The following is a 17,977-nucleotide window of genomic DNA, read 5'->3' as shown; positions in this document are numbered from 1 at the left end:
TCTTAATCTTATTTTATAAAATAAATGTAATTAAGAATATTGAATATATTTAAAGTGATTGATTACTATTTTTAATAATGGAGGAACTATGGAATTTCAGTGGCTTACTACCTTTATTACGGCTGCAGAGTGCGGGAATTTCCGACGAGCTGCGGAGATTTTATTTATTTCACAACCTTCAGTAACGGTTCATATTAAACAATTAGAAGCCGAACTTGGGGTTCAATTATTTGAGCGTGAAGGGAAAAAAGTTAAACTATCTGAGGCGGGGCAGAGGTATTTAGTTCATGCTAAAAAATTGATTGAGATTTATCAGAGGGGCATGGAGGATTTAAATTCCTTTAGTCAGGGCTATACAAGCAAATTAACGTTGGCGATTTCACCTCTTATTGCTGATACCATCCTGCCTTTCGTATTAAAAAGCTATACAAAGCAGCATCCTGAGGTAGAGATCACGGTTAAAATTATCGATTCAATCGAAATTGAAGGGGCAATTTTACGAGAAGAAGTAGATTTAGGATTGTCCTGCTTAAACAGCCATCATCCAGATTTGCTATGTGACCTGTTATATAAGGATTCTGTTATTCTGGTAGCGCCGCATGACGGCAGAGACGCAGAATCAGCACCGCCATTGGATGAGGAGGAGGTACTGACCTCCAATTATTTGTTAACCCATAATCATCCCGGCTATTGGGATGTGCTATGCAAGTCTGTAAAAAATAAGTATCCAAGTGTACGAATGTTGAAAGTATCACAGATTCATATAACGAAAAGATTTATTGTAGAGGGCTTAGGTGTTTCCTTTCTACCGACATCAACGGTCAGGAGGGAGCTGTTGGAGGGCAGGTTGTTAGAAGTAAATTGCCAATCCATTCATTTGCCGGAAGCAAACACCTACGCCATTATGAAATATAATCATTCTAAACAAAAGGAGTTCCTAAAATTCATCTCCAACTACCGACTATAGGAAATGGCTAAAACATAGTTTTGCTTTGATCTCAATTAATGAAAAGAAAACGGCCCAAACAAAATGAAAAAATCGGGCCGTTTGTTATTATTGGAGTAGTGTCCACCCCAGATGGACAAGTGTCCACGAGCGGTGCCTGACACCAATTAAATTTTCCGCAAAACAGCACGTACTGGGCTGCCGTCAGCTTCGACTAGTGGGAGCGGCAGGGCTGCCAATTCATAATCCCCAGGTGGCACCTCATCCAACACTAATCCCTCCAATATATGGATTCCGTAGTTTGTTAGTTGATGGTGTGCCGGGAGTTCTTTACTTTCAAGTGGGTCAACCGAAGGTAAATCCAGGCCAATCAGTCGAATGCCAAGTTCCGAAAGATAGGATGCTAATTCAGGTTCAATGGCAGGAATCTCTGCAGGAAACACCCTCCGGTCCTTCCAGACATCCGTCCGAATTAATAACCGGGTAACATCTTTTAAATCTAAATTTTCCAATTCCTTCATCCCGATACAAGAAGGGTTTGGCAGATGAACTACCTTTGCCTTACCGATATATAAATCGAGGTCCAAATCGATTACTTTTTTTCCATCATTATCAAAGTGAAAAGGCGCATCGATATGTGTACCGGTATGGGTGCTCATCGTAATTTGTCCGACATTAACAGAACCGCTCTCCTCTTTGCTCCAATTCACTTTATAAGAAAATGGGGTATCGCCGGGCCAAACCGCAATATTCTGGTCCAGCCTTTGTGAAATGTCTATCCAAGTTTTCATAAGAGCTTTGGCCTCCACTATTAAAGTTTGGTTCGCAAACTAAACAATTCTGGAAAGAATTGCTGGTCAAGAACTCGCTTTAAATAGGAAACACCGGAAGAACCGCCCGTTCCCTTCTTATGACCAATAATTCTTTCTACCGTGGTCATATGATTAAAGCGCCATAATTGCTGTTGGTTGCCAATATCGACAAGTTTTTCAGCCAGCTCATATAAATCCCAGTATTGATTAGGGTTCCGATAGACAGTCAGCCAAGCTGCTTCCACACTGGCATTTGGCTCATAGTTTTGCGACCAATCCCGGTTTAGGGCATTTTCGTCAACCGATAAACCATGGGTCGCGAGAGCGGCGATTGCGGCATCATAAATACTTGGTTTATGAAGTGCATCCTGAAGCTCTGCATATAATTCGGGCTGATGCTGATAGACTGCCAGTGTATGAGCGTTTTTGTTTCCAAGAGCAAATTCAATCAGCCGGTTCTGGTAGGATTGGAATCCGGATGAATGGCCAAGCTTATCACGGAACTGCATATACTCTGACGGCGTCAAGGTAGAAAGAACGCTCCACGATTGGATCAATTGCTGTTGAATACGAGAAACCCGCGACAACATTTTAAACGAAGGTTCTAAATCGTTGCAGCGGATGCACTGAATGGCTGCGTTTAATTCATGTATAATCAGTTTCATCCATAACTCGCTCGTCTGGTGAATAATAATAAATAGCATTTCATCATGGTGGTCGGAAAGCCTGTGCTGGCTTGACAATATTTTATCAAGGTGAAGATAATCTCCATATGACATTTCCTTGTGAAAGTCTGTTTGAATTTCTTGTTCAAGCGGCATTGTTTGATTTTTTACATCCATTGTTATACCCCCTAATTTTTTACATGTTCATCAATTATCGAAATCGACTCCTGTTGGGCGGCATTTCGTTTTCTAAAAAGAAAATACGCCACACATAAAAATAAGAGCCACGGAATTCCAAACTGAAGCATAATCTTGAAATCGGTCAACCAAGTAGTTAACATCAAACTAAGAAGAAGAATCATTCCAATAATTGTTAAATAGGGAAAGCCAATCATTCTGACCGGCAGTTTGCGGCCGCCCGACTTTTCCCATGTTTTTCGGAAAAATAAATGAGATATAAATACCATGAGCCATGTAAATAATACCCCGAACATTGAAATTCCCATCATAAAGGCATAGGAGGAATTAGGGAATACAGCGCTGGCAATTGCAGCTAGAACAATCCCAATTGTAGAAACGGCAAGCGCTGGCCCCGGAACACCTCGTTTATTTAATTTGCCAAAAACAGCTGGGGCAAATTGACTGCGCGATAACGAAAAAACCATTCTGGTAGAGGCGTATAGCTGGCTGTTCATAGCCGATAGTGCAGCTGTTAGAATGATAAAATTCATGATACCGGAAGCACCAGGGATGTTTAGAATTTCCATAACTTTTACAAATGGGCTTTTGTCCACTCCTGCCATTTTCCAAGGTACAATCATTAACATGATGGCGAGAGTCAAGACATAGAAAGTAGACAATCGAAAGACAGTGGCTTTTAATGCTTTTGAGACAGCAACATCTGGATCTTTCGCCTCACCAGCCGTAACGGCAACAAGCTCGGTTCCGATAAAGCTAAAGAGGGAAACGAAGATGGCAATCCACACCCCCTTAAAGCCAAACGGCATAAATCCATGATTGTTGACATAATTCTGTGCCCCCATATGTGGGTGGCCCGATGTTCCAACTAACACGTATAATCCAAGAATAATGAAACCAATAATGGCACTTATTTTGATCATGGAGAACCAATATTCAAAAGTAGCAAAGGTGTTGACGCTCATAGCGTTCACATAAATCAGCAAGGCACCGAAAAGCAATATCCAAACAATACCCGGAACATTGGGAAACCAATATTTCATATAGACGGCAATCGCACTTACTTCCACCCCTACTGCCAGAACATTGGCAATCCAGTAGGAATAGCGGACAAGAAAGCCTGCCATCGGGTGAAGGTATTTGTCAGCGATGATACCAAATGAGCCTGATGCCGGGTGTGCAACCGTCATCTCCGCCAAACAGCCCATTAACAAGAGGACAATAAAGGCACCGATGGCATAACTGATTAAAACACCTGGACCTGCTGTTTGAATGGCAAGGCCGCTCCCCAAGAAAAGTCCTGTCCCAATGGCGCAGCCCATTGCAATCATCGTTAGCTGCCCCGTTTTCAACTCCCGATTTAATCCCTTTTCAGATCTATTTACCGTTTGATTGTTCCCCATACATTCATTCCTTTCCTATGCCGATAAAGGCTTGATTTTTTGGAACGTCGGGCCTTATTTGACGTTAAGCCACTACTTCGCGTTCATTCGCAAATTTCTCATATTGCTTTTCGGTCATAATTGTTTTCAATGTTTGCACTACATGCCAAACTTCTTCATAGGAGGTGTAGAGGGCAACGGGTGCCAGGCGGATTATATTCGGCGCCCGGAAGTCGGGAATGATGCCGTTTTCCTTTAAAGACTTACAAATGCGGGCTGCCTCTTGATGTTCAAGACTGACATGGCCGCCGCGGCGGTGGTCTTCTCTCGGATTTCCAATGACAAAGCCCATACCATCCAGTTCATGTTCAATAAGGTCCATAAGGTACTGATTAATGTGAAGGGACTTTTTCCGGATATTTTCAATACCGGCTTCATTAAAAATTTCTAACGAGCCGATTAACGGTGCCAGGCTTAACACATGCGGGGTCCCCATTTGATAAGCTCCCGCTGTATCTGCCGGTGTGAAGATATGTTCCAAATCGAATTGTTTGTCTTTTCGCGAACCGAACCAGCCGGCAAGCCCAGGTTTAGTTCCAAAATGTTTACGATTGACATATAAGCCGCCGACACTACCAGGGCCGCCATTTAAGTATTTGTAGTTGCACCAATAGGCAAAGTCAACGTCCCATTCGCTGAATGAATGGGGAATTGCCCCAATGGAATGACAACCGTCAAATCCGATTAGAATGCCGCGTTTATGAGCTTCGGCCGTTAATCGTTTCATATCAAGAATTTGTCCGCTGCGATACTGTACCGTTGGCAAAATAATCAATGCGATCTCATCCGTCATCGCGGCGATAATATCCTCCTCCTCTATAAACCTTCCGTCCCTGCTTTTCACCCTGATTAGATGAGTATCGGGATCAAACCCTTGGATCATCAGCTGGCTTTGGATGGCATAAATGTCGGTTGGGAAATTAAGTTCATCTGCAAGTATTTTGCAGCGGTTTCCTTCGGGCTGATAAAAAGTGGCGATAAGTTGGTGAAGATTGACAGTTGTGGAACCGCTTACAATCACTTCATTCGCAGCTGCTCCCACTAATGGCGCCATTAAAGCTCCCAATTTCTCCGACAGATCAAACCATGGGTACTTTCCTTTGGTCCAGCCGTCAATTCCATATTCCTTCCAGCCTTCCAATACTTCTAGAAGAGTCCATTCTGCCCTCTTTGAGAGAAGCCCGAGAGAGTTTCCGTCCATGTAGATGGAATTGGATTTTAAGTAAAATACCTCACGAAATGACCGGAGAGTATCTAGTCTGTCCAATTGCTGTGCATATTCCAATGTTGGTTGAAAGCTTTTTAAACTCATCTTGATCCTCCTTTTTTCACCGTTTTATAAATCAAGGAAAATCATATCAGGGAATTTGAGAGGGTGTCAACAACACAATTCAGAAAATTAATAATCTTATATCGTCATCTAGCTTGGAATGAGCAAAAAATTAATGCTATATTCGTAGTAAGAATAACTATTGCCAAGCATATTTCCCACCTCAGGTTGTTTCAACTTGGATGTTAAAAAATTTTTTCAGAAGGGTGATCGTATGAAAGACCTTCGCTACAGGTGGAAATCTTTTTTACAATACGGCATACGGAGTGAAGTAGAAAAAAATAAGCTGATCTACCGCCAGGGAGAACAGGGGAAAGGGTTTTATTATTTAGGGTCTGGTGAAGTCAATATTATACTTCTCTCCGATAAAGGCCATGAACGGATTATTAATGTCGTACCGGCAGGGATGCTTTTTGGCGAACATGGTGTTGATGGACAACCATATTTAACTAGCGCAACAGCGGCTTGCCCATCAGTTATTTATTTCTTTTCGGATGAGATGGCTTTTGCCCTTTATCAAGAGCATCCGGAGGCGGCAGCAATCTTTACGGACTCGCTAATCTATAAATTTAGGATTATAGCGGAAATGATCTCGCTTATGGAAAGCCCGATAGAGCAGCAAATGGCCTATTTTTTATTAAAACTTGTTGAAGAAAACAGAAACGCTTCCATGAATCAAACCTTATTTGCGAAATATTTAGGTGCCAACCGGATTACAGTCCATAAAGTCATTCAGAAATGGAAGCAACAACAATACATTGCAGTAAAAAACCGCCAAATTGTGATTCTTAATTTTGAAAAAATCAAAGCAATTGCCCATAACGTTTAACCAGCATGAGATAAAGAAGGTTTTATTTGACCAGGTTTCTAAGGAAATCTGGTTTTTTAATAAAGTATTTTTTGTTCATAATTTCAACAATGCCATTCTCCTGCCATTGTTTAAGCACCTTATACACAGTGATTCGTGTTAAACCTGTACAGCTAGCGATATCATGCTGGTTGATGGGAACTTCAAAGTTTTTAAATTCATAACAAACATTGTAAAGGAGAAATGCTATTTTTTGTTCAGATGTAAGCGTATCCAAATTGATCCGGTCCAAAAGAATGCGCATTTTATGAATAACGGTTCGCGAAAATAGTTTTAGCAATTCCGGATGTGCTTTGATCAGTTCTTTAAATTTATCACAGGGAAAATGATAGACAATCGAATCTGTGACGGCGATGGCTGTGGTAAAATGCTGCTTTTTGTCCATAGATTGAACCCCTAGCAGTTGGTTTGGAATGACAATGTTTAACATTCGTTCCTTTCCGGCTGCGTTTGTACTCACAATTCTCACCAGCCCTTGATGAAGAAAATAAAATCCGTCCCCTATGGTCCCTTGGGCATATATACATTGTTTTCGTTTGAAAAATTGCCTTGACCCAAATCCCAAATAAGCATCCCAATTAAAGACATGTTCATAAAGGGTTACCAAACGATAAACCTCCCTTAAAGAATTTAGGCAGTATTAAACTGTGAATCACTATTTATCATAGTGGAAATTACAATAAATTTCTACGATTAATTTGATTCTTTGGACTTATCTGAATTTTATGCGGAAATATGTTAACTAGACTACAGTTCTTTCTGAAACAACGTAATACAATTCAGTTATAAGATTGATAAAAGGAGGCAGCACAATGGGGATTAGAACAGGCGCGCAGTACATTCAAGGATTAAAATCACGAAAACCTGAAGTATGGCTGCAAGGTAGAAAAGTAACCAATTTATTTGATGAACCAGTTTTCAAGCAACCCATTTTGGAAATTGCCAAGCTATATGATATGCAGCACGATCCCAAGTATCAGGAGCGGATTACACATATATGTGAAGAAACAGGCGAAAGAGTCAATAATGCCTTTTTGGTACCAAAAAGCTATGACGATTTAATGAAACGCCGGGAAGTCTTTGAAGTATTTGCCAGAGCAACATTTGGCCTGATGGGCAGAACACCGGACTTTTTAAATGTCGTTGTGACTTCAATGTACTATAATTCCTGGTTTTTTGAAAAGTATAACAAAGATTGGGCTGTAAATATCCGGAACTATTATAAATATCTTCGTGGTAATGACTTATTTTTAACCCATGCCATTATCAATCCGCAAAATGACCGCAGTAAGTCATCTCATGAGCAAAAAGATATATATACTCATCTTGGGGCTGTGAAGGAAACTCCAGAGGGCTTAGTCGTAAGAGGGGCCAAAATGCTGGCAACGCTGGCACCGATTACAGATGAAGTGATTATTTATTCTTTCCCTGGCTTTAAACCTGGCGATGAGCGTTATGCTCTGGCATTTGCACTGCCAATCGACACACCAGGGCTAAGGATCATTTGCCGCGAACAAATGCAGGATGGAACTCGTTCTCTCTTTGATCATCCGCTTGCCTCCCGATTTGAGGAAATGGATGCATTACTCGTTTTTGATGATGTGGTGGTTCCATGGGATCGTGTCTTTTTATATAACAATGTTGAAGCGGCAAATCAATTGTATCCAATGACAGGTGCGGGGCAGCAGCCGGCTCATCAATCCGGGGTAAGAGGTTTGATCAAATTGCAATTTGCCGTGGAAGTGGCTATGAAATTGGCGGATTCTATCGGTGTAGATGTTTATTTAAACGTTCAGGATCAACTTGGCGAGCTTATTCAGTCACTTGAATCGATCAGGGCATTGCTCAGGACAGCGGAGATTGAATATACAATCACGGAGCACGGGGAAGCGCTTCCAGCCTATATTCCGCTTGAAACGATTCGGGGCTTGCTGCCGACAATGTATCCAAGGGCGATTGAAGTCATGCAAATTGTGGGTGCCGGCGGTCTGTTAATGTCACCAACCGGGGCAGATTTTGTAAATGAGGAATTACGGGAAGCCATTGATCATTATTATGTTGGCAGAGAAGGAGTATCATCCTTCGATCGTGTCAGTATCTTTAAGCTTGCATGGGATTTATGCGGTGAAGCCTTCGGACAGCGATTGCTGCAATATGAGCGTTATTATACAGGGGATCCAATCCGCAAACGGGCGATTTTTTATAACAATTACAAGCGCCAGCATTCCCTTGATTTAGTCGACGAAGCATTGAAAGTCAGTGTACTGGAGAAAGAATTGTTAACAAAATAGAATTTAAGTGTCAAAGGAGTGAAATCTTTGAAACTGTTGGGGATTTCCGGGACAATCATCGGAGCGAAAACGGGGATTCTTGTAAGAAAAGTACTGGATGAAGTAAAAAAAATTCATCCGGAAATCGAAGTGGAATATCTAGATATGATGGATTATGATGTGCAATTTTGTGACGGACGTCATCCATCTACTTATTCCGAAGATACTAGGACGGTAATTGAAAATGTTTCTGCTGCTGATTTTTATATTATTGGCACTCCTATTTTCCAAGGATCCATCCCTGGAGTGTTAAAAAACTTATTTGATTTAATCAACCCTGCCGATTTTAGAAATAAGGTGATGGGATTTGTCGCAAATGGCGGCACTTATCAGCATTATTTAGTAGTTGAAAATCAATTAAAACCGATTGCCGGTTTCTTCCGTGCATTTGTCGCCCCGAGCTATGTTTATGCGAATAGTGAACATTTTAACCAGGAAAATGAAATCGTTTCCAAGGAGTTGCTTGAGAGAATCTCACGCTTGGCAGAGGAAGTTGTGCTAATGCAAACATCGTTTAAAGCTGAATTTGAGAAAATTAGTAAGTAATAATGAAGGGAGAAGTAGTGATGGAGAAGACAAAGACTCAATTCTTGCCAATTAATCTAATGAAATTTATTGAGGAAAATAAGGATCAGTTAAAACCGCCAGTGAACAATAAAGTCATCTGGAAAGATGCCGAGTTGATGGTGATGCTATTGGGGGGACCAAATAAGCGTCGTGATTTCCATGTGGATCCTTCCGAAGAGATTTTCTACCAAATTAAAGGAAGCTGCTATGTTGAAGTAATCAATCAAGAAGGCAAGCGTGAAGTGGTAGAAGTAAAGGAAGGAGAAATGTTTCATCTCCCGGCTAATGTCCCGCATTCACCGCATCGTGTGGCAGATACGATCGGCCTCGTCATCGAACGTAATCGTGCCAAAGGCGAGTTAGAGGATTTCGTTTGGTTCTGCGACAATTGTGACCATGAGCTGCACCGGGTTACCATTCAATTAACGAATATTGAAGTACAGGTAAAAGAAGCAATCGCTGAATTTAATGGCAGTTTGGATTTAAGAACATGTGAGCAGTGCGGACATGTGATGGCGCCGGAAGCGAGTGAATGGAAATGCGAGTAGATTTCCATACGCACATCATTCCGGAAGATTTCACGGAACTGACTAAGCACTTAACCGGTGAAAAATTGCCTAAGCTCGAACGTACTTGTGCCTGCGGTGCTAATATTATGGTGGCCGGAAAGGTATTCCGGGAAGTAACGGAACAGGTGTGGAGCCCCGAGAAACGGATTCAGGATATGGAGCGGGAAGCGGTCGATATGCAGGTACTATCCCCCATTCCGGTTACCTTCTCCTATTGGGCACCTGCAGAACAGGCAGAAATGCTCGCCCGGATTCAGAATGATTTTATTGCTGATACGGTCAGGCAATATCCAGATAAATTTATTGGTTTAGGAACGGTACCGCTCCAGGATACCGAAACCGTGATTCGTGAAATGGACCGCTGCATGCATGAACTCGGATTAAGCGGAATTGAGATTGGTACGAATGTAAACGATAACAATCTGGATGATCCATCGTTAATTGAGTTTTTTGCCATGGCAGAAAAGTGGGAAGTGCCACTGTTTATTCATCCATGGGAAACCCTTGGGAAAGAGCGGATGCCACGGCACAATTTGATGTACACGGTTGGAATGCCGAGTGAAACAGCACTGGCTGGGGCGAGCCTTATTTTAGGCGGTGTCATTGAAAAATTCCCAAGATTAAAAATTTGCTTTGCCCATGGCGGCGGCTCATTGCCCTATTTACTGCCGCGTCTTGATAAAGGATGGAAGGTATGGCCGCATTTACGCCTGCTCGACCAGCCTCCAAGTTATTATGCGAAGAATTTCTATTTCGATTCTTTGGTGAATGATTCTATTAACCTTAAATACTTATTGGAGGTTTTTGGGCACGAACGTATATTAATGGGATCGGATTATCCGTTTCTATTAAGGGAAGTACCGCCTGGAAAGGTGATCGATGAAACGCTTGGGCTCTCGAAAGACGAGACAGATGCGATGCTCGGCATGAATGCACTAAGATTTTTAAACATTCCAGTAAAAGCCGGGGTAGGGAAATCATGAAAAATACCATTCAAACGCCAGAAGAAAGATTGGCGGAGCTGGGGCTAACATTGCCCCCGCTTCGACCGGCAGCAGGAAATTATGTAAGCTGTGTTCGAACGGGAAATTTAATTTTCACATCCGGGCAGGGAACAGATGAATATCGCGGCACACTTGGGAAGGATGTATCCGTTGAAACCGGATATCTTGCGGCAAGGCAATGTATGTTAAACCTGTTGAGTGTAATCAAACATGAAATTGGCGACCTTAGCAAGGTGAAACGGATCGTGAAGATACTGGGTTTTGTCAACAGTGCGCCCGATTTTACCGAACAGCCGAAAGTGATGAACGGCGCCTCAGATTTACTCGTTCAGGTTTTTGGCGAGATCGGCAGACATGGGCGGTCTGCAGTAGGAATGGCGCAGCTCCCAAACAATAATGCAGTGGAAGTAGAAATGATCGTAGAAATAGAAGAATAGGAGGCTTTTTCGATGAATCTGACACAGCAGCAAGTCATTAAAGACGCCAAGCTGTTTATTAATGGAGAATATAAAGATGCTTTATCAGGGGAGACTTTTGATACCATTGATCCTGCGACAAACCGAAAGCTCGCATCAGTTGCCAAAGCAAGTGCACAGGATGTGAACGAGGCCATTGAAGCGGCACAGCGAACATTTGAAAGCGGTATATGGAGTGAAATGCCTGTTGAGGAGCGTTCCAAGATCTTATGTAAAATGTCTGACCTGGTGATGGAACGACTAGAGGAATTGGCCTTTGTTGAAACACTAGATGTTGGCAAACCGATTAAAGAAAGCCGAGGCTTCGATATTCCAAGGGCTGCGGCAAACTTCAGGTTTTTTGCTGAAATGGCAAATTATCTTCATCATGAGCACTATGATCAGGCCAAATATATGTCATACTCCAAGTACGCACCAGCGGGAGTGACCAGCTTAATTATTCCGTGGAACCTTCCGTTCATGCAGATGACTTGGAAAGCATCAGCAGCATTGGCTGCCGGCAACACGGTAGTGGTTAAGCCTGCCTCCTATACTCCTCTTAGTGCAGTCATGCTTGGTGAAATTGCCAATGAAGCAGGGTTGCCGCCTGGTGTGTTAAATATTATTACCGGGCCGGGGGGAACAGCCGGTACCGCAATGACTAAGCATCCTTCTGTAAGGAGGATTTCTTTTGTCGGTGACAGTATGACGGGTCGGACAGTCATGCAAAATGCCGCTTCACAGCTTATACCTGTTTCGCTTGAACTAGGTGGCAAGTCTGCCAATATTGTCTTTGCGGATGCCGATTTAGATGAAGCGGTAGCTGGATCGATTGATGCGATTTTTAGAAACCAAGGTGAAATTTGCCTGGCAGGCTCGCGTTTGCTTGTGGAAGAAAGCATTTATGATTTGTTCCTTGAAAAATTTGTTGACGCCGTTCGAAAGATAAAAGTTGGTGATCCTTTAAGTGAAGATACAGATATGGGTGCATTGGTTTCAAAAAGCCATTTGGAAACAGTTGATCAATATGTAAAAATCGGCATTGCCGAAGGTGCAAAACTCGCTATCGGCGGAAATAGAATGACTGAACTTGGAGACGGAAATTTCTATGAACCAACAGTTCTTTATGATGTGGATAATAAAATGAAGGTAGCACAGGAAGAAATATTCGGTCCTGTATTAGTCGTTATTCCTTTTAAAACGGAAGAAGAGGCAGTGCGAATTGCAAATGATTCGGTTTACGGGCTTGCAGGAGTTGTTTGGACAAATGACTTGCGCCGTGCGCATCGTGTGGCATCTCGTGTCAATTCCGGATTATTCTGGATTAACTGCTGGTATTACCGGGATTTGAGAACTCCTTTTGGTGGAGCCAAAGCGAGCGGTATCGGACGTGAGGGAGGCCGTCACAGCTTTGAGTTTTACACGGAGGCAAAAACAATTACGATGAAATTATAATAGAAGAAACACGGTGCTTCGGTACGAGAATAACAGTTCCAAAGGAAGTGAGTATATGAATCGATTAATTGAAACACTGGCAAGAGACCTTTTTGAAGCGGAGCGCACAAAACGGCCTATTGCCCCTTTCACACAGCAATATCCGGAATTAACTGTAGAGGATGCGTATGCTGTTCAGCTGCAAGTGAAGGATCAAAAGCTGAGTGAAGGGCGTAAAGTAATTGGCAAGAAGGTTGGACTGACCAGTATTGCCATGCAGAAAATGCTTGGTGTAAGTGAACCCGATTATGGGCATCTGCTTGATGACATGAAGATTGCCGATGATAGTATTGTCCATATCAACGAGTTTATTAGTCCGAAAATCGAAGCTGAAATTGGTTTTATCCTTGGCGAAGATTTAAAGGGGCCGAATGTGACCTATTTGGATGTTTTGATGGCAACCAAATATGTAACACCCGTGCTTGAAATTATTGACAGCCGTATTGCTGATTGGCAGATTCAATTAGCCGATACGGTAGCGGACAACGGCTCTTCTGCCAAAGTGGTAGTCGGCACTCAAGTAACAGAAATTGCTGGAGTCGATCTTCGGACGGCTGGAATGGTGCTTTATAGAAATGGAGAAATCACCGCAACAGGTTCAGGAGCTGCCGCGTTAGGACATCCAGCCCAAGCTGTCGCTTGGCTAGCCAATAAATTAGCTGAATTTGATATTTCCCTAAAAGCTGGGGAGTTAATTCTTCCCGGTGCATTGTCAGCGGCTGTGCCTGTGAAGAAAGGGGATCATATTCAAGCACAATTTGGCACTCTTGGATCGGTTTCCGTTACTTTTGTTTAAATTTTTATAGAATATTTGGGGGTGTGAATGGTGCCAATAGCTAGTGGTGCAGATTTGGAAATTGTTGAATATTTGTTTGCTGCTGAAAAAGATCGGCGTGAAGTGGTAAAGGTAACGGAACGGTATCCGAATTTGAGTTTGAAAGAGGCATATGCGATTCAGGAAAAATTGATTCAAAAGAGGGAGAAAGGTGGAGCACGTCGGATTGGTTTGAAGCTTGGCCTCACAAGTAAGGCCAAACAGGAGATGATGGGGGTCCACGAAGCAATTTATGGCTATTTAACCGATGATATGCTTGCTTTGGAATGGGAGCCTTTAGACTTTGCACAGTTTATCCATCCAAAAGCGGAACCGGAGATTGCTTTCATGATTGGCGAAGATTTACAGGGAACGAACATCACTGTTGAGGATGTTTTAAGTGTGACCAGATATGTAGCGCCGGCTATCGAAATTATTGACAGCCGTTATGTAAACTTTAAGTTCACCTTGGCTGATGTGGTCGCCGATAATTGCTCCTCTTCGCGTTTTTTAATAGGAAGTAAGTGGATATGTGCGAAAACACTGAACCTGGCAGAAATCGGGATGGTTATGTCAAAGAATGGGGAAGTTGCACAAACAGGTTCTGGTGCAGCGGTCATGGGACATCCGGCAGCGTCAGTAGCCTGGGCAGTCAACAAGCTAGGGGAAATTGGCAAAGGAATTAAAAAAGGAGATATTATCCTTAGTGGAGCCATTTCAGAAGCGATTCCTTTTGAGCCACATGACACAATTGTTGCTCAATTTGCTGAATTAGGCAGCGTTTCTTTTTCCTGCAAAGCCCGCACATAGCTATAGGCTATGTGTTATTTTACATATTAAAAAGTAATTTTGGAGAAAAATATGCCAATCATTCAAGTACAAATATTAGAAGGAAGAACAGATGAACAAATAAGAAACTTAATCGCAGAGTTAACCAAATCGACTGTGCACTGCCTTCAGGTAAAACCAGAACAAGTCCGTGTAATTGTCCAGACGGTTCCCAAAAACTACTGGGGAACCGGTGGGGTTACAAAGGGATAGGCATTTAATAATAGAAAAACGGCCCTGTTGCATTCAAAAACCGGGCCGTTTCCTATTACTAAGCAGATGATTGTCCACCCCAGATGGACAAATGTCCACGAGTGGTGCCTGACACCATTAAAGGTATCTTTCTGTAATGATGTTGCGGTGGTGCATTTCGTGGCCTGTGAGGATGTAGGCGATGGCTCTGGTGGTGATTTCTGTGTTGTTGGCAATGCCTTTGTTTTCCCAGGCTGTATCTGGCATGTTTTCTATTAGGGTGATGGAAGCTTTACGTGTTGCTATGAAGTCGGCTAGGATTTGTTTCAATGGGAGTTTTTCTGCTTGTGAGCCCTTTACAAATAGGTTCTCGTCAAATCCGGCTAATGGTGTTTGGTCACCGCGGCCAATGCGAAGCAGGCGGTAGCTCATTACTCTTTCTGTGTCTGTTATATGGGCAAGTACTTCTTTAATACTCCATTTCCCCGGTTCATAACGGAAACTTCCATCAGCTTCAGAAATGCTTTCAAAAAGGGTAATTACCTTTTCTAGATTTTCCTTTAAAATCGTTAACAAATCTCCATCTGGGACTAATGAAACATACGGAACATAGTATTCAGGATACTCATTTTGCATAGGACGTTGAAGCATCGTATTCCTTCCTTTCTATTAAAAAATAAAGAGCTAGTGTGTCACAACCATCCTATCACATTAGCCAAAATATTTACATTAATCAGACGTGAAAAAGAGCCGCCCCTTTACACTTGGAGCGGCTCATTCGTTTACTTCATTAATTTATCAAATTTAACGCTTTTGTTGATTATATACATAATCGGCATACCAACAGCCATAACTACAAATTCACCAGCTGCGGTTGTCAGCCATGTGAAAAGAAATGGCAGGTGAAAGGCAAGGTGTAGTTCAAGGGCAATAAAGAACATGGTGAAGGTAAACACAACCGTATTGATGACCATTCTCGTCCATATTTCTTTTATAAAACGAGAGCACAATATCGTGATCAGAAGGGCGATCAAAGACTGCCCAACGCCGAAAATTAGATCGTATGCTCTCATTGGAGAAAAGAACAAATTCGTTAAAAACACACCTAATATAATGCCGTAAAGATACTTTTTATTAAATACAATCAAATGATTAAACAGCTCTGAAACCCGGAATTGTACTTGGGTAAAGCCGAATGGCTGAATGATCGCCGAAACAGCAATATAAAGGGCTGCGACAATTCCGTTGACAACAAGTTCCCGCACGCCAATTCTTGGCTTAGCAGGTACACGGTCTACGCTTAGTGAGTTATTTATTTTTTCCATTTTAACTTCTCCTTAGTTTTTTTTAGTGGGAGGCTCTCGAACCACTATACAAAGTTATATGCTAAAATAAACCAAAACATCAGTCAAATGTATTTTTATGGAATAAGAAAAGCGCAAGCGCCTTGGTCAGCCCCGACGGGCAAATGTTCTGCACTAAAAGTCTGCCTTTGGACTTTTAGTGCAGAAGGTTATTTGTCCCGAGGGGCTAGGCGCTGGAGCTAGACAATTCTCGAAGTCAAAAAAACTCATTCCAGGTTCTTGAAAACTGAAAACAATGTTAAAATAATATTCATATGACCGGAGAGTCGTGTGATGAACATCACAAGGCAGAAGTCAAATAACCATTATAATTCAAAACAGGGGGAAATATAAAAAAGGATGGTGAAAAAAGATGGAATACAGCTTCAAAACACTTTATGAAGAAATCGGCGGACAGGAAACTATTGATAAGCTTGTCGATGCCTTTTACCCAAGAGTATATGCTGATCAAGATTTAATTCCGATATTTCAAGGGGATATAGAAGAAATAAAAAGAAAACAGCGCATGTTTCTGTCGCAATTTTTAGGGGGACCGCCGCTATACAGCATGGAATTCGGACCACCTGCCATGAGGGCACGTCATATGCCGCACGAAGTGACACCGAAAAGAGCAAAGGCCTGGCTGCGCTGCATGAAGGAAGCCTTTCAGGAAATCGGTCTGGATCAAATTCCTGCCGGCCAAGCTTTTTATGACCGTTTAACCCAAGTTGCCGGGATTATGGTAAATACTCCAGATAAAGAGTAATAAAAAACGAGGATATAAACTAAATGTTCTTATCCTCGTTTTTTGGCAAGCTCTTTACTTTTTTAACTTGACCCATATTGCATCTAAGGCTTTTTCTGTTTCATCCTTTGATTTTTGCCCTGCAATATAGGCTTGCAGGGCGGCGCCGAATGCCTGGCCTGCACCATCAGGGTATTTCATAAACTGCCAGGAATACGTTTTTCCTGCTTTTATATATTGCTCTAGATCAGCACCTAAAGGTCCAATGTCTTCTGGTTTTGCCTCAATGTTTTGAAAGGCTGGAATATATTTAAAGTCTTTTGTTAATGCGGTTTGGCCTTCTTTTGATGAAACCATCCAATTTAAGAAATCCTTTGCGTACTTTTTATGTGATTCAGGTGCTTTATTATAGATCACCCAGTTGCTCGGGACACCTACCATTAATTGATCGGTTTGGTTAGTGTTACTGTTGAGCGGCATTGGAATAAAGCCAACATCCATATTGGGGTTGAGCTTATCAAGAATGGGTTGAACCCAGTTTCCTTGTTGTATCATCGCTGTTTGGCCTTTGGCAAACTGGTTTAACTCGGTATTGTAGTCAGTTGTTAATGGATTTTGATTTCCATATTTTATCGTTAAATCCAATAGTTTAAAATAATCATCAAAATATTGGTTGCCCGTTATTTTAGTCGCTCCGGAATTTAAGCCTGGAATGAAGTTTGGATTTTCCGTTTGCGCATAGGAGAATGGAACATTCAGACCATGGTTCCCTAATACCCACCATTCTGCATATGCTATTGAGAATGGTGTGATTCCCGCGGATTTCAGCTTTTTCGCTGTGGCCTCAAGCTCAGTAAATGTTTTTGGAAGCTTCGTAATATGTGCTTTTTTAAATAATGCTTTATTATAAATAAATCCATAACCTTCCAAATTAATCGGCTGTCCTAAAACTTTACCGTCAATCGTCATTGGTTGTAATGCTTCTGGATAGGCATCTTTTACCCATGGCTGGTCCGATAAATCTTCTAATTGATCCTTCCATATATAAGCATTTTGATAACCTTCACTAGTAAAAATATCGGGCGGCTTACCTGAAGCAAATTCAGCTTTTAATGCTCCCTCGCTGTCTGCGCCAAAACCTACCGTTTCAATTTTAAAGATAACATTTGGATGTTCTCTTGTATATTGGTCCGTTAATGCTTTTAATTGGTCCGCAATTTCCAATTTACCTTGTAAAATATGGATGATAATTTTATTATTACTTTGATGATTTTCCGGTGAGCCGGTATTACTGTCTTTGGCACAAGCCGTAGTGAAAAGCAGCAATAGGGAAATAGCAAAGGCGGTGAATGAATAGTTTTTCATCGGCATGTTG

The 17,977-nt window shown here is 42.0% G+C and carries 20 protein-coding genes and 1 riboswitch; of the genes, 12 read left to right on the top strand and 8 right to left on the bottom strand.

Annotated elements, in window-relative coordinates; all coding sequences use genetic code 11:
* The first annotated feature begins 88 nt into the window (after positions 1–88).
* Positions 89–967, top strand: coding sequence for a LysR family transcriptional regulator (locus BFU02S_RS00965; RefSeq protein WP_066365326.1), 879 nt, complete (start codon positions 89–91; stop codon positions 965–967).
* Between the two features lie 146 nt (positions 968–1,113).
* On the opposite strand, the gene kynB is transcribed toward BFU02S_RS00965, so the two are convergent.
* The 4 genes from kynB to kynU all read right to left on the bottom strand — a co-directional run bounded on the left by kynB (position 1,114) and on the right by kynU (position 5,375).
* Entirely contained in the window at positions 1,114–1,737 is a 624-nt protein-coding gene (gene kynB / locus BFU02S_RS00960; RefSeq protein WP_066365324.1) for an arylformamidase, read from the bottom strand.
* A 20-nt stretch (positions 1,738–1,757) separates the two neighbouring features.
* Positions 1,758–2,600: a tryptophan 2,3-dioxygenase gene (gene kynA, locus BFU02S_RS00955; RefSeq protein WP_066365322.1), complete on the bottom strand. Its 843-nt coding sequence runs from the start codon at positions 2,598–2,600 to the stop codon at positions 1,758–1,760.
* Between the two features lie 11 nt (positions 2,601–2,611).
* Positions 2,612–4,024, bottom strand: coding sequence for an amino acid permease (locus tag BFU02S_RS00950; RefSeq protein WP_066365320.1), 1,413 nt, complete (start codon positions 4,022–4,024; stop codon positions 2,612–2,614).
* 64 nt (positions 4,025–4,088) lie between these two features.
* Positions 4,089–5,375 carry a kynureninase gene (gene kynU / locus BFU02S_RS00945; protein ID WP_066365319.1) on the bottom strand — a complete coding sequence of 429 codons (1,287 nt, stop codon included), beginning with the start codon at positions 5,373–5,375 and terminating at the stop codon, positions 4,089–4,091.
* A 232-nt stretch (positions 5,376–5,607) separates the two neighbouring features.
* Here kynU and BFU02S_RS00940 point away from each other — a divergent pair, with 232 nt between their 5' ends.
* Complete coding sequence (locus BFU02S_RS00940) at positions 5,608–6,222, top strand: Crp/Fnr family transcriptional regulator (RefSeq protein ID WP_066365385.1); 615 nt, start codon at positions 5,608–5,610, stop codon at positions 6,220–6,222.
* A 22-nt stretch (positions 6,223–6,244) separates the two neighbouring features.
* Here the strand turns inward: BFU02S_RS00940 and BFU02S_RS00935 are convergent, their stop codons facing one another.
* Positions 6,245–6,868 (bottom strand): Crp/Fnr family transcriptional regulator, encoded by a 624-nt coding sequence (locus BFU02S_RS00935; protein ID WP_066365316.1) that lies wholly within the window; start codon positions 6,866–6,868, stop codon positions 6,245–6,247.
* A 205-nt stretch (positions 6,869–7,073) separates the two neighbouring features.
* Here BFU02S_RS00935 and BFU02S_RS00930 point away from each other — a divergent pair, with 205 nt between their 5' ends.
* The 9 genes from BFU02S_RS00930 to BFU02S_RS00890 are packed head-to-tail and all read left to right on the top strand — an operon-like array spanning position 7,074 to position 14,535.
* Positions 7,074–8,552: a 4-hydroxyphenylacetate 3-hydroxylase family protein gene (locus tag BFU02S_RS00930; protein ID WP_066365314.1), complete on the top strand. Its 1,479-nt coding sequence runs from the start codon at positions 7,074–7,076 to the stop codon at positions 8,550–8,552.
* Between the two features lie 27 nt (positions 8,553–8,579).
* A complete protein-coding gene (locus BFU02S_RS00925; RefSeq protein WP_066365311.1) occupies positions 8,580–9,137 on the top strand; it encodes an NADPH-dependent FMN reductase in 558 nt (185 codons plus the stop codon).
* Positions 9,138–9,157: 20 nt separating this feature from the next.
* Entirely contained in the window at positions 9,158–9,706 is a 549-nt protein-coding gene (locus BFU02S_RS00920) for a 3-hydroxyanthranilate 3,4-dioxygenase (RefSeq protein WP_066365309.1), read from the top strand.
* Positions 9,691–10,710: an amidohydrolase family protein gene (locus tag BFU02S_RS00915; RefSeq protein ID WP_066365308.1), complete on the top strand. Its 1,020-nt coding sequence runs from the start codon at positions 9,691–9,693 to the stop codon at positions 10,708–10,710. The genes BFU02S_RS00920 and BFU02S_RS00915 overlap by 16 nt, the downstream gene beginning before the upstream one ends.
* Positions 10,707–11,168, top strand: a complete 462-nt coding sequence (locus BFU02S_RS00910; protein WP_066365306.1) for a RidA family protein — start codon at positions 10,707–10,709, stop codon at positions 11,166–11,168. The genes BFU02S_RS00915 and BFU02S_RS00910 overlap by 4 nt, the downstream gene beginning before the upstream one ends.
* Positions 11,169–11,180: 12 nt before the next feature.
* On the top strand, positions 11,181–12,641 hold the full coding sequence (locus BFU02S_RS00905; protein WP_066365304.1) for an aldehyde dehydrogenase: 1,461 nt from the start codon (positions 11,181–11,183) through the stop codon (positions 12,639–12,641).
* A gap of 55 nt (positions 12,642–12,696) precedes the next feature.
* Positions 12,697–13,476, top strand: coding sequence for a 2-keto-4-pentenoate hydratase (locus BFU02S_RS00900; protein ID WP_066365303.1), 780 nt, complete (start codon positions 12,697–12,699; stop codon positions 13,474–13,476).
* Between the two features lie 27 nt (positions 13,477–13,503).
* Positions 13,504–14,304: a 2-keto-4-pentenoate hydratase gene (locus BFU02S_RS00895; RefSeq protein ID WP_439950981.1), complete on the top strand. Its 801-nt coding sequence runs from the start codon at positions 13,504–13,506 to the stop codon at positions 14,302–14,304.
* A 51-nt stretch (positions 14,305–14,355) separates the two neighbouring features.
* Positions 14,356–14,535 (top strand): 2-hydroxymuconate tautomerase family protein, encoded by a 180-nt coding sequence (locus tag BFU02S_RS00890; RefSeq protein ID WP_066365302.1) that lies wholly within the window; start codon positions 14,356–14,358, stop codon positions 14,533–14,535.
* A gap of 117 nt (positions 14,536–14,652) precedes the next feature.
* Here the strand turns inward: BFU02S_RS00890 and BFU02S_RS00885 are convergent, their stop codons facing one another.
* Positions 14,653–15,165 carry a DinB family protein gene (locus tag BFU02S_RS00885; protein WP_066365300.1) on the bottom strand — a complete coding sequence of 171 codons (513 nt, stop codon included), beginning with the start codon at positions 15,163–15,165 and terminating at the stop codon, positions 14,653–14,655.
* A 131-nt stretch (positions 15,166–15,296) separates the two neighbouring features.
* Positions 15,297–15,839 (bottom strand): QueT transporter family protein, encoded by a 543-nt coding sequence (locus BFU02S_RS00880; RefSeq protein WP_439950980.1) that lies wholly within the window; start codon positions 15,837–15,839, stop codon positions 15,297–15,299.
* Positions 15,840–15,845: 6 nt separating this feature from the next.
* A riboswitch (PreQ1 riboswitch) is annotated at positions 15,846–15,890 on the bottom strand.
* A 340-nt stretch (positions 15,891–16,230) separates the two neighbouring features.
* Between BFU02S_RS00880 and BFU02S_RS00875 the strand changes: the two genes are divergently transcribed.
* Positions 16,231–16,623 carry a globin domain-containing protein gene (locus tag BFU02S_RS00875; protein WP_066365298.1) on the top strand — a complete coding sequence of 131 codons (393 nt, stop codon included), beginning with the start codon at positions 16,231–16,233 and terminating at the stop codon, positions 16,621–16,623.
* Positions 16,624–16,677: 54 nt separating this feature from the next.
* Here BFU02S_RS00875 and BFU02S_RS00870 read toward each other — a convergent pair whose 3' ends face one another.
* The gene (locus BFU02S_RS00870) at positions 16,678–17,973 is read right to left on the bottom strand and encodes an ABC transporter substrate-binding protein (RefSeq protein ID WP_066365296.1); all 1,296 of its coding nucleotides are present in this window, start codon (positions 17,971–17,973) and stop codon (positions 16,678–16,680) included.
* Between the last annotated feature and the right edge of the window lie 4 nt (positions 17,974–17,977).

Source organism: Neobacillus fumarioli NBRC 102428 (assembly GCF_001591485.1).
GTDB classification, from domain to species: domain Bacteria; phylum Bacillota; class Bacilli; order Bacillales; family Cytobacillaceae; genus Neobacillus; species Neobacillus fumarioli.
The sequence above is the reverse complement of the archived record's forward strand: the minus strand, read 5'-3'. Positions and strand labels throughout refer to the sequence as shown.